The organism is Deminuibacter soli (assembly GCF_003412455.1).
Taxonomy (GTDB): Bacteria; Bacteroidota; Bacteroidia; order Chitinophagales; family Chitinophagaceae; genus Deminuibacter; species Deminuibacter soli.
In genome coordinates this window covers 450015-461563 of record NZ_QTJU01000004.1, presented here as the reverse complement: position 1 = coordinate 461563, position 11549 = coordinate 450015, and the positions used below count along the sequence as shown (strand labels likewise).

Annotated in this window: 10 protein-coding genes; 5 read left to right on the top strand and 5 right to left on the bottom strand. The window is 47.7% G+C overall.

Annotated elements, in window-relative coordinates; all coding sequences use genetic code 11:
• Window positions 1-29: 29 nt before the first annotated feature.
• Window positions 30-998: an ion channel gene (locus DXN05_RS14305; RefSeq protein WP_116847940.1), complete on the bottom strand. Its 969-nt coding sequence runs from the start codon at window positions 996-998 to the stop codon at window positions 30-32.
• A complete protein-coding gene (locus DXN05_RS14300; protein ID WP_116847939.1) occupies window positions 995-2221 on the bottom strand; it encodes an MDR family MFS transporter in 1227 nt (408 codons plus the stop codon). The genes DXN05_RS14305 and DXN05_RS14300 overlap by 4 nt, the downstream gene beginning before the upstream one ends.
• A gap of 98 nt (window positions 2222-2319) precedes the next feature.
• Here DXN05_RS14300 and DXN05_RS14295 point away from each other — a divergent pair, with 98 nt between their 5' ends.
• The 3 genes from DXN05_RS14295 to DXN05_RS14285 all read left to right on the top strand — a co-directional run bounded on the left by DXN05_RS14295 (window position 2320) and on the right by DXN05_RS14285 (window position 3896).
• A complete protein-coding gene (locus tag DXN05_RS14295; RefSeq protein WP_116847938.1) occupies window positions 2320-2754 on the top strand; it encodes an FKBP-type peptidyl-prolyl cis-trans isomerase in 435 nt (144 codons plus the stop codon).
• 314 nt (window positions 2755-3068) lie between these two features.
• Window positions 3069-3257, top strand: coding sequence for a CsbD family protein (locus DXN05_RS14290; protein WP_116847937.1), 189 nt, complete (start codon window positions 3069-3071; stop codon window positions 3255-3257).
• A 321-nt stretch (window positions 3258-3578) separates the two neighbouring features.
• Window positions 3579-3896, top strand: coding sequence for a DUF7709 family protein (locus tag DXN05_RS14285; RefSeq protein ID WP_116847936.1), 318 nt, complete (start codon window positions 3579-3581; stop codon window positions 3894-3896).
• On the opposite strand, the gene DXN05_RS14280 is transcribed toward DXN05_RS14285, so the two are convergent.
• The 3 genes from DXN05_RS14280 to DXN05_RS14270 all read right to left on the bottom strand — a co-directional run bounded on the left by DXN05_RS14280 (window position 3893) and on the right by DXN05_RS14270 (window position 8383).
• Window positions 3893-5785, bottom strand: coding sequence for an ABC-F family ATP-binding cassette domain-containing protein (locus tag DXN05_RS14280; protein WP_116847980.1), 1893 nt, complete (start codon window positions 5783-5785; stop codon window positions 3893-3895). The genes DXN05_RS14285 and DXN05_RS14280 overlap by 4 nt on opposite strands.
• Window positions 5786-5826: 41 nt before the next feature.
• Window positions 5827-6264, bottom strand: a complete 438-nt coding sequence (locus tag DXN05_RS14275) for a nuclear transport factor 2 family protein (RefSeq protein WP_116847935.1) — start codon at window positions 6262-6264, stop codon at window positions 5827-5829.
• A gap of 133 nt (window positions 6265-6397) precedes the next feature.
• Window positions 6398-8383 (bottom strand): hypothetical protein, encoded by a 1986-nt coding sequence (locus DXN05_RS14270; RefSeq protein WP_116847934.1) that lies wholly within the window; start codon window positions 8381-8383, stop codon window positions 6398-6400.
• A 568-nt stretch (window positions 8384-8951) separates the two neighbouring features.
• Here DXN05_RS14270 and DXN05_RS14265 point away from each other — a divergent pair.
• The gene (locus DXN05_RS14265; RefSeq protein WP_116847933.1) at window positions 8952-10385 is read left to right on the top strand and encodes a lipopolysaccharide biosynthesis protein; all 1434 of its coding nucleotides are present in this window, start codon (window positions 8952-8954) and stop codon (window positions 10383-10385) included.
• A 32-nt stretch (window positions 10386-10417) separates the two neighbouring features.
• The gene (locus DXN05_RS14260) at window positions 10418-11473 is read left to right on the top strand and encodes a polysaccharide pyruvyl transferase family protein (protein ID WP_158559255.1); all 1056 of its coding nucleotides are present in this window, start codon (window positions 10418-10420) and stop codon (window positions 11471-11473) included.
• Window positions 11474-11549 lie beyond the last annotated feature (76 nt).

The window sequence follows — 11549 nt, the reverse complement described above, 5'->3', positions numbered from 1 at the left end:
CCGGTATGTGTAATGCAGCCCTGAAAATATCAGGAAGGCAGTTCCACCCGTGTGTAATCATTCAGTTTGTCCAGCTCCAGGATCGTGGTTTTACCATCTTCCGATTCGTGGTACATTGGCACAAACTTGGCGCCCATCACAATTTCCTTGTACGTGTACGATGTGCGCCGCTGCACAATGCTGGAATAAACATCATCAAAACCACGCACCAGTACATATGCTTCTACATCCGCGTTTTTCATATCTTCTACCGAAAGGCCAAACAGCGGACTGTTTTCATCAATCACATGCACCACCGTCCAGTTCATGCTTAGTGTATCTATGCGTGTACGTTCCAGGTCGAGGCTGAAAAAACGGTACTGCTGGTCGCCATCTTCCTCTACAATTAAACCCAGGTTTACTTTAACAGAAGCATCTGTAATGGTATGACTTTGTTTGTAGGCCACCAGCCGGAACATCAGCGCACGCTGGTTTGCACCGTACGGACTGATCAGCGCCTCTTCACTGAAATTGATAAATGCCTTCGGCTTTGAAAAGCGGCCGTAGATTAAACCCGTTACAATGGCGAACGATAAAAAGCCCGACATGGATTCAACTGCCGAAACACTGTGTGCAAAATCACCAATCGGGTTTACCCTGCCATAGCCAACCGTGGTAAAAGTTTCGGTGCTGAAGAAAAACACTTCGCGCAGCTTGCCCCATTGCGTGGCAGAAACCAGTCCCTGCAACTGGCTGAAACCTGCAATCAGGTAAAGCGAAGTAAACATAAGATTGATGAGAATGTAAAAACACAAAAGCGCGAGCATAAACCGCCACCTGGGCAGCGTAAGCATGGTATTGTACAGGCTGGTACGCTTCCAGATGGTAAGGCCTGTTTTTTCGAGGTTAAAACTGCCGTCTTTATTAATAAAGCGCTCCCCCATACTGGCCGGGTTTACACCAAAACCGGTATCGGGATTCTGCTTGATAAAGGGGTTCACTTTTTTCGATAAACTCATAGTTTCAGTAGCTCCTGCAAATATCTGTTTTCTCTTTTATCCAGCAACCACATACCGCCTGCCGTAGCCACACATAAAATACTGATAACCCACCACAGTGTTCTGAAACCTGCCCATGCCGCCAATTGCGAACCCGCAGCAGGCGCCAGCACCTGTGCGGTGCTCCAGGCCATGGTAATCAGTGCCGCATAACTGCCGCGGTTGTGTGGCTGCGTGCGCGTAATCCAGTAACTGTTTAAAAATGGCAGGCACATAATTTCACCTACGGTAATCAGGGCTATCACCAAAACAGAGGTGGCAAACACTGCCGGTAAAGTATTGAGCAGCACATAAGCCACCGAAATCAGCAACATACCGCGACATACAAAATACATGGGCCGTTTGCGGTTTTCGAGGTGATACACTACAATCATTTCAAACAGGGCGATCATGATGCCATTCTCTGCCATCAGCCAGCCAATCCGCTGCTCCGGCACATGCCAGTTTGTTTTTAAAAACACAGGCTGCATGCCGAACATCTGCATAAAACAGGTGGCAAACAAGGTGAGCAGCACAATAAACCAGAGGTAAATTTTATCGCGGTACGGAGAACTGTCCTGCAGGGCCTGTTTGGCCTCCTTACTGTGGCGGATGTGTTTTACCGGAGGCAGCAGTTTCAGCAGCAACAGCGCAGCCAGTATATTGGTGCCGCCGTCTACCCAAAACAGCAGGTGGTAATTATGCCCGGCAATAAACCCGCCCAGCGCGCCGCCGCAGGCCCAGCCCAGGTTAATGGCAAAGCGGTTGAGCGAATACGAGCGGGTGCGGTTTTCGGCACTGCTGTAATGCGCAATAGCGGTTGAATTGGCCGGCCTGAACGATTCGTTGCACATGCTCAGCACAAATGCCCCGGCACTCAAGGTTGGAAAAGTATGCAGCAGGCCCAGGCACATAAACAATACCCCGCCCAGCAGCAGCGCCGCTACCTGTACCGGGTAAAAACCAACGGCATCGGTTATTTTGCCACCTGCAAAAGCCCCGGCAATGGCACCGGTACCAAAAGCAGCCATCACCAGGCCCGCCTGTGAAAGGGAAAAATGTAATTGCTGGGTGGCGTAAATGGTCATAAAAGGCACCACCATGGTACCGCTTCGATTGATAAACAATACCACGCTTAAATACCAGGTGGCCGCAGAAAGTCCGCCAAATGCTTTTTTGTATACTTGTAAAGGATAGCGTATCATGAAAATAGAAAACCGGCCGGCCGGATTGTGCTAAAACTTTAAAGATACTGGCTTCCTGCTGGCGCAGAAAATGTACTTTCGCTCAAAATATCCTGATCATGGGAATCGCAGATAAATTATTTAATATGAAGGCAGAAAAAGCGGCTGCTAACTTAAAAGCAGGTGAAGAATTTTTGGCATCCAATAAAGAAAAACCAGGCGTTGTGGCACTGCCCAGCGGACTGCAGTATGAAATTCTGACCGAGGGTGTTGGCGCCAAACCAACCGCGGCTCAAACCGTTACCTGCCACTACCACGGCACGCTGATAGACGGTACCGTATTCGACAGCTCAGTACAACGCGGCCAACCCGCCAGCTTCCCGCTGAACATGGTAATCAAAGGCTGGACAGAAGGGCTGCAGCTGATGGGCGTTGGCAGCAAATGGCGCTTTTTTATACCGCCGCACCTGGGTTATGGCGACAGGCAGGTAAGTGCCCAGATAGGCCCCAACAGCACGCTCATTTTCGACGTTGAGCTGCTCGGCATCCGCTAAACCACACAAACCAATAACAAAAAAGTGAATACACACCGCAAGGCGTCTGTTCACTTTTTTTATGTGTACCCGAGAAAGCTGCAAGCCTGTTCCTGCACTCGCTCCGATCATTCACTATTGCCTATTCACTATTCACTAGTGCCCCTTGTGTACAGATATTACCACACCTGTACCAAACGAGGCATGCGTTACACGCGGGCCTGCACCTAATAATTTCTGTCATAGCTTCAATATTACTGCAATCCTGTTATTTGGCATGAATATCGACACGCATTCAGCAGATTCAATTTATTCATTTCTTAAATCTGCAACCTATGGACAAACTGGAAATAAAAGGCAAATGGAATGAGTGGAAAGGAAAGATCAAACAGGCATACGGCGATTTAACCGAAGATGACCTGAAATATGAAGAAGGAAAAGACGATGAACTGCTGGGCCGTTTGCAGCAGAAGCTGGGCAAGTCAAAAGACGAACTCGCTGACTGGCTCAAATCGCTCGGATAAAACTTACAACAACTAAAAGCACTTCGTGCATGCGTCCTGCAGCCCTTGCAGGACGTTTTTATTGAGTGGCATGCAATGGCCTTAAATGCCATAAATGCACGGCTTTTTACTGAACGATCCCCGGACGATGGTCGGACGATCCCCGGGCGATGGTATTTTGGCGTGCCTGGAGAGCCATTTAGTAAAGGAAAACCACCGGCGAATACCGGATGCTCAATAGCGCACTCATCGGTAAAATTCCCTGATTTGTCCAGTTTATTCCCTGTTTTTGATCGTTTTTTTGTGCGGGGGCTGTTGTTACTTTGCACGCAAATTTCCTGTATGCCCAATAAACAATCACCTTATATCAGCTCTTCTGCTATTTCCATCCAGGTAAATACACCCAAAAAGATACAACCCAATACACTGGCAGCTGTTTTACACAATGTTGAACTATACAATAAAGGCCAGCGCGGCAAAGTAGAAGCCGAGCTGGAAGCAGCTATCCCCCACCTGTTTAAAGCAGGGGCTTTTACCTTGTTTTCACCCGAAGAATGGATGGCAGGCAACAACCCCGGCCGTGCACTGGTAGGCCGCCTTGCTTTGGAATACGTGGAAACCAACAGCTGGCTGGGTATTGGTGGCTGCTCTGCGTGTTAAAACAGCTCGCTTAATTCAAGCCAGCGCATTTCTTTTTCACCCAGTTCGGCGGTAATTTCACCAATGCGTTTGCTTGCAATGGCAATTTCATCGTACGAAACGTCAGGCGAACCCAGTTTTTCTTCCAGCTGCCCGCGTTCTGTTTCAAGACCGGCGATAGCTTTTTCAAGATCTTCAAACTCGCGCTTTTCTTTAAAAGATGGTTTGCGTTTTTTATCATCTGTAGCAACTGTAGTGGCTGCTTCTGTTTTTGGGGCTGTAACAGGCATGTTCTTTTCTGCAATAGCCTGCTGCTCCTTGTCTTTCAGCCACAGGCGGTATTGTGAATAGTTGCCCGGGAAATCACGCACTTCACCATCACCCTCAAATACAAACAGGTGGTCTACCAGCCTGTCCATAAAGTAGCGGTCGTGTGATACAATGAGCACGCAACCCTGGTAATCGCTTAAAAAGCTTTCCAGCACTGCCAGTGTAGGCAGGTCAAGGTCGTTGGTAGGTTCGTCAAGTATCAGGAAGTTGGGATTGCGGAAAAGAATGGTAAGCAGTTGCAGCCGTTTTTTCTCACCACCGCTCAGCGATTGCAGGTAGGTGTACTGCTTCTCCGGCGGAAACAGGAACAGCTCCAGGAACTGCGCTGCGCTTAAACTGCCGCCATTGGCCAGGGGGAAATTCTCTGCAAAGCTTTTCACATATTCAATCACGCGCATGTTATCCTTGATCACCAAACCCTGCTGTGAAAAATTACCAAACACCACGGTATCACCCACATTGATTTTACCGCTGTCTGCCTGTTCCAGTAGCTGCAGAATATTGAGGAAAGTAGATTTGCCTACCCCGTTTTTACCAATCACCCCAATGCGTTCGCCCTTGCTGAACGTGTAGTCAAAGCCTTTTAATATTTTCTTATCGCCATAGCTTTTGTACACTTTTTTCGCTTCGATAATCTTGCCGCCCAGCCTGCTCATTTTCACCTGCAGCTGCAATTGCGCATCTTCAATACGCTGTTTGGCGCGGGCTTCCACTTCATAAAAATTATCCTGGCGGCTTTTGCTTTTGGTGGTGCGCGCCTTGGGTTGTTTACGCATCCATTCCAGCTCTTTGCGGTATTCGTTGCGCGCTTTGCTGATGCTCGCCTGCTCGCTTTCTATGCGGGCGGCTTTTTTCTCCATGTAGTTTTCGTAATCACCTTTGTATACGTACATGTTTTCCCTTTCCAGTTCCCATATCTCTTCACAAACAGCATCCAGGAAATAGCGGTCGTGCGTTACCAGCAGCAGGGTTACGTTTTCCTGGTTCAGGTAATGCTCCAGCCACTCAATCATTTCCACGTCAAGGTGGTTGGTCGGTTCGTCCATCATCAGCAGGGTATGCTTGTGATCGAACCCAATGTCAATAAGGGTTTTGGCCAGGGCTACGCGTTTGCGCTGCCCGCCGCTGAGCTGGCTCACCATATCGTGCAGGTGATGGATATTGAGTTTACCCAGTATCTGCTGCACTTTCGATTCAAAATCCCAGGCACCCAGCTCGTCCATGCGGGTGATCGCATCTGTGAGTTCTTCTGCGTCACCGCTTTCGGTGGCCGCTTCGTACTGTTTAATTACAGCCATTATGGGGTGTGCCTGGTGAAATATATTCTCGAGAACAGATTTGGTTTCTTCAAACTGCGGATCCTGTTCAAACAAAGCCACGGTTACATCTTTGTGTATCCAGAGCTTGCCTTCTTCAGGTGTGTCTTTGCCGGCTAAAATACGCAGCAGGGTGCTTTTTCCCACGCCGTTGCGGGCGATGAGGGCAATTTTGTCGCCCTCGTTAATATGGAATGAAATATTGCGGAACAGGGGCGATGCGCCAAAACTCTTGGTTAAACCTTCAGCTGAAACATAATGCATGGCGCAAAGATAGCATTTGTTGGGCGAGCTGCGTTCAGCAGCTATTGCGGCAGTTTTACCGCCTGCCTTGCCAGCAGTTTCCAGCTGCCCTGCTGCTTCACCCATACCAGCAGTATGCCGATTTTTACCGCGCCGGGCTTGCCGCCATCATTGGTTTGCGCACTCAGGGTATGGCGCACAATGGCAGTATTGCCGGTTACCGAAATGGTTTGGTCAGTAAGGTCAATGCTCACAAAGTCAGACGAGCCGTTCAGCAACGCTTCTTCAAAAGCTGCTTTGCCCTGCACTTTGCCGCTGGAATGGCCATAACTTAAGGCAGGCGCTGTTAGCTGATCCAGGTTGGCTTTGGTTGGATCGATCATGGCCTTGCGCAGCGATTCAACAGCTGCTGCAACGGCCGTTTCGTCTTTCGACTGGGCCATGGCCATACCGGAGAGTAATAACAAAAAGACAATACCTGCAAACGTTTTGTTTTTCATATAACATGGTTTCGAAGATGAAAATAACGAATAGCGGTTAGCTGATAGCGGTTAGCGGTTAGCTTTTTAAGGAAATGGTAAAATAGCTGAGCAAGATGGATAGATGGCTTGATGGTTTAATTGCTGGAGGGTTTTACTGGGTAACAACAACATTAAAAACAGAACCGGAAGGGAGTGTCTGGGGCTGGGGCTGACCTACGAGGATACCTAACAAAGTGGTTGTGTTCATACTAGCGTTAACAAGGCGGATAGTAACATTGCCTGTTGACGAAACATAAGCATAGGCGATAGATACACCGGTGGGCATTGCCGCAGTTGGTGATACGGAAACAACAGAGCCAATTGCGGCATTTGTCACAGGAAAAGTAATATCAGTAGCCGGGCTGCCATAGCCACCACCACCAGGTATAGAAATAGCTGCTGTTGTAGTATAGGTACCTTTTATGATATTGCTTAAAACAGATCCATTTGTACCTAATTTAAATGTTCCGCGCACATCCAGTTTGGCAGCAGGCGCCGTAGTGCCTATACCTAAAGAACCGCCGCTGGTAAGGCGCATTTGCTCCGTGTTGCCGGTAATAAAAGGCAGGTCAAATGCAGTTGTGGTACCCAAGTTCTGCGTACTGCTCACACTATTGCCGCCCAGCGCCCAGTAGCCGTTGTGCAGCGAGGTGGGTGTTACGTAGTTCACCACACTGTCTTTGCGGCGCAGGTAATAACCCGATAAAGCTGTGGCGGAGGTATCCGCTGTAATAGTACCGGTAGTTGTTACCGGGCCGCCGGTTAAACCATAACCGCTGCCCACGCTGGTTACCGAACCCCCACCCTTGGTTGCGATGAGGGCGCGCAATGAGGTGGAGGTATCGGCAAGTCGTTGGGCACGCACATAGTTTGTTAACATGGCGGCTGTATCAGAGCTATTTACTTTGGTAGCAAGCGTGGCGCGGTGTGCCGTTAAGCTATCCATGAAACGCTGCACACGCATGTAGTTACTTAGCATGGCTGCGGTATCCGCAATATTTACTTTTGCAGCGAGATTGGTTAGCGTAGCGTAATTGCTGCCGAGAAAATAAGGTGTTACATAATTCACAGCACTGTCCCTCCGACGCAAATAATAAGACGACAATGCAGCAGAATCTACGATCAACGTACCAGTTGTTGTAATAGGCCCGCCGGTTAAACCATAACCGCTGCCCACGCTGGTTACCGTACCCCCACCCTTGGTTGCGATGAGGGCGCGCAAAGTGGTGGAGGTATCGGCAAGTCGTTGGGCACGCACATAGTTTGTTAACATGGCGGCTGTATCAGCGATGTTTACTTTGGTGGCAAGGGTGGTTCGGTGTGCTGTTAAACTATCCAGGAAACGTTGTACGCGTACGTAGTTGCCTAGCATGGCTGCGGTGTCGGCAATGTTGACCTTCGTATTCAAACCCGCAATGGTGGCGTAATTATTAATGAGAAAATAAGGTGTTACATAAGCTGCAGTACTGTCTTTCCTGCGCAGGTAGTAAGCCGACAAGGTTGCTGAATCAACCAGCAGCGTACCGGTGGTGGTAATAGGCCCGCCCAGTAAGCCATACCCGCTACCCACACTGGTTACCGTACCGCCCAGGCCCGAAGCTGTGAGCTGACCGGTGGTATTGTTCAGCGCCAAACCTGCACCCAGCATAATTTCCTGCATAGTGCCTGCTCCGGTGGTATAACGCCCCAACAGCCTGCCGTTGGCAGATACATCCTGTATTTTGGCGTAGGTTACAGCGCCCGGTTTAATGGTGGGGTTGGGATAAGTACCCGTAAGATCGCCCCCGGCAGCCCCTGCCAGCTCCCAGAAATTTAACCCGTCGGCAATTTTTTGCCAGTGACCGGCCTTGCGCAGGCGCAGACTGTTATCAGCCGTGAGGTAAATAATCATCCCGTCCGGCGCGGTAGTGAGTGGCGCCAGCGTAGTATCGGCAATGCGGGACAGCAAAAGGCCCTGGTTGCTGCTTTCCAGCTCCAGCACAGACGATTTATGAATGGATACCGGATTGGTTCCCAATTTCAGTTGCGCGTGCAGCACGGTGAGATTCAGGAAAACGAAAGCTGTAAGACAGAAAAAGTACAGGGAAAAAATTCGCATAAGCAGCCCTATTTTAGCTCGCCATAGGTCTTCTTCAAATTAAACAATCCCATCTGATACACCTCTGTTCAGAACATTCATTTTGCCTCCCGGAAATGAACATGCCGGCCAGGCGAAGCGGGCGCGGGAAATAACAGGTTAATGCAGCAAGTTATTAGCGGCACGCAATTTGTACAATGAGGCAGGTCTCATCAATTAATATATATTTTAATTCAATATTTATTAATCCGGGTATATCTCTTTAATTTACGGTCGTGATTCGCTTTCAAAATTTTACAGTAAATTTAAAGCTCGATCATCCCCTGATGATGACCTGTTAGAAATGCTGAACATGAAAATACCAATATCCTTTCGTGTTTACCGAAGAACGTAACCACAGCTTTCTACTATACTTAAAACACCGGAAGACCGTCTTTGAAAAACAAGCCGGACCTGCCGGCAGAAAGATGTTTCCTAGCCTGATTGATTGTTTGCCGCCGAACGTACTGCCTGTTTTCAGTTGTGCGTGTACGATGTTTTGCCCAACCCAAACCCCGGAAAAAGTTGTTTACCAATTGACTATAAAACCATGAGCCAATCCGGAAAGCTGTTAAAGAATGCATTGATTTATACGGTAGGTAACCTGGGCGCCAAACTTCTTTCTTTTTTGATGGTGCCTTTGTATACGTTCTACCTGAATAAGGCCGATCTCGGCACCTACGACCTGTTGCTCACTACCGTAACACTGCTGGCGCCATTCATCAGCATACAAATGGCAGAATCAGCTTACCGCTGGCTGCTTGATGTGAAAGACAATGACCATAACCGCCAAAGCACTGCCATCTCCAACAGCCTGCTGGTATTCCTGGTGAACAATATCGCATTTACCCTGCTTTTTGCTATTACACAGCTGTTTTACAAAGTGCCTTATGCCACCGAATTTGCCATTATCCTGTTCCTGAACGGATTGCTGGGTTATTTACAGCAAACGGCGCGTGGATTGGGCTTAAACAAGCTGTATTCATTTATCGGTTTTAGCCTTACCTTCTTTATCCTGGTATCCAACGTGGTTTTCGTGGTGGTGCTTAAAATGCGCCTCGATGGTATCCTGTATGCTACCATCATCTCTACCCTGGTGGCCATTGTAATACTGGCTAACCGGAGCAAAATTCACCAATACATCCGGTTCAATACCATCAGCAAAAAGGAAATTAAAAGCATGATGGCCTATGCATGGCCGCTTATTCCCAATACCATCAGCTGGTGGCTCATCAACGAGGTAAACCGGTTTATTATATTGTTTGCACTGGGTGTAGATGCCAATGGTATTTTCGCCCTGTCAAACCGCTTCCCTTCCATTATCCTGATCGTGAACTCTATTTTTATGCTGGCCTGGCAAGATCAGGCAATTGCCATTCACGACAGCGAGGAAAAAGATGCGTTTTATTCCAAAATCTTCAATGTATTCCTTACCCTCGAATTTACATTAGTCATTGCCCTTACCGCAGTTTCCAAATACGTGGTTAAACTGGTGGCCAGCCCCGCATTTTTTAATTCGTGGTATTATATGCCCATTTTGTATCTCAGCGTGGCATTCGCCTCGTTCTCTGCTTTTCTCGGCGTAGGTTACCTGGGTTCCAAAAAAACAAAAGGATTGTTCACTACGACTGTGTATGGCAGTATTATCAACGTGGCTATCTCTTACCTGAGCGTTCGGTATATTGGCCTGTACGCACCCTGTATTGGTACCTGTGTTGGCTTTGTGATAATATGGGTATTACGTATCAGGCAAACGCGCGCGTTTGTTAAACTGAAAATAAACTATACCAACCTGGCCGTCATGCTCGGTGTTACATTCGCCGTTATGTACCTGGTAACGCTCAATAACCTTTATACAGATGTGCTTTGCATACTGATTGCGGTAGCCACGCTTTTTATTGCCAACAAGTCGCTGCTGCAATACCTGTATGGTTTTGTGCAAAAATCATTTGCATCTTTTATTCCCAAACACAGCCGATCATAACTATACCAACAATGCATTCAAAACCCACGCATATGAACAGTAACGAATCAAATCTGAACAAATTAAGATCACTTATTTACACTTCACTCGATCCGTTAATTCAGTCAGATTACAGTTTACTGGATATTCCTGATTATAAAAATATTGGCGACCACCTGATCTGGGGCGGCGAACTGGCTTTCCTGAAAAGATTGCCTTACAATATGTCTTACTCTGCCAACTGGATTTACTGCCAGCTGAAAGACATTCCCACCAGCAACACCATCCTGCTGCAGGGCGGCGGTAACTTCGGCGATATCTGGCGTCACCACCAGGAGTTCAGGCTCAAAATCATCAGCAATTTCAAACAGTCGAAGATTGTGGTGTTTCCGCAAACTGTTTATTACAAAGATGTGGAGATACTGAAGAAAGATGCTGCCGTGTTTAACCAGCACCCCAACCTTACCGTTTGTGCCAGGGATGCGGTTACCTACGAAATACTTAAGAAATATTTCCACAAGAACAATATCATCATGCTGCCGGATATGGCTTTCTGTCTCGATTTAACAGAGCATATCCAAACACAGCCTACCAACAAGGTATTGCTGCTGGAGCGTAACGACAAAGAACTGCAGCAAAAACTCGATATCGACAACCTGTTGTTTAAAGAAGACAAACAGAAACAGCTGGAAATACGCGACTGGCCGCGTTACAACCAGTCACGCCTCAGCGAAGCCATTGAAAACACGATTAATTCGCTGGATATTAAAATAAGCAAAAGACTGATCAAAGTACCGGTGATTAACCAGCTGATCGATCCCCGCCACGGCATGAAACGCAGGGACGCAAGAACCAATTATATCAGCAACGGCATCAAATTCATTAACCGTTACGATACCATTTACACTACCCGTTTGCATGGCTATATTCTTTCTGTATTGCTCAACAAACAGGTGTATATGCTGGATAACTCTTACGGTAAAAACAGCGGCTTCTACAATACCTGGATGAAAGATTTCGAAAAATCAGTGTTCCTCGGCAGCGTAAGCAAACAGCAAACCGATAACCTGCAGGGTAACAGCAAACTGAACACGCAGCCGGCAGTGTAAACAGCTGTTTCAATTGTTCAATTGTTTCATTGTTTCATTGTTATTACGTTACTAAAAAGACCGTCCCGGCTGAGCC

Coding starts and splice junctions, on each gene's coding strand:
- DXN05_RS14285 (WP_116847936.1), top strand. CDS start 3,579: ATGCCCAATAAACAATCACCTTATATCAGCTCTTCTGCTATTTCCATC.
- DXN05_RS14305 (WP_116847940.1), bottom strand. CDS start 998: ATGAGTTTATCGAAAAAAGTGAACCCCTTTATCAAGCAGAATCCCGAT.
- DXN05_RS14295 (WP_116847938.1), top strand. CDS start 2,320: ATGGGAATCGCAGATAAATTATTTAATATGAAGGCAGAAAAAGCGGCT.
- DXN05_RS14280 (WP_116847980.1), bottom strand. CDS start 5,785: ATGCATTATGTTTCAGCTGAAGGTTTAACCAAGAGTTTTGGCGCATCG.
- DXN05_RS14300 (WP_116847939.1), bottom strand. CDS start 2,221: ATGATACGCTATCCTTTACAAGTATACAAAAAAGCATTTGGCGGACTT.
- DXN05_RS14290 (WP_116847937.1), top strand. CDS start 3,069: ATGGACAAACTGGAAATAAAAGGCAAATGGAATGAGTGGAAAGGAAAG.
- DXN05_RS14275 (WP_116847935.1), bottom strand. CDS start 6,264: ATGAAAAACAAAACGTTTGCAGGTATTGTCTTTTTGTTATTACTCTCC.
- DXN05_RS14260 (WP_158559255.1), top strand. CDS start 10,418: ATGAACAGTAACGAATCAAATCTGAACAAATTAAGATCACTTATTTAC.
- DXN05_RS14270 (WP_116847934.1), bottom strand. CDS start 8,383: ATGCGAATTTTTTCCCTGTACTTTTTCTGTCTTACAGCTTTCGTTTTC.
- DXN05_RS14265 (WP_116847933.1), top strand. CDS start 8,952: ATGAGCCAATCCGGAAAGCTGTTAAAGAATGCATTGATTTATACGGTA.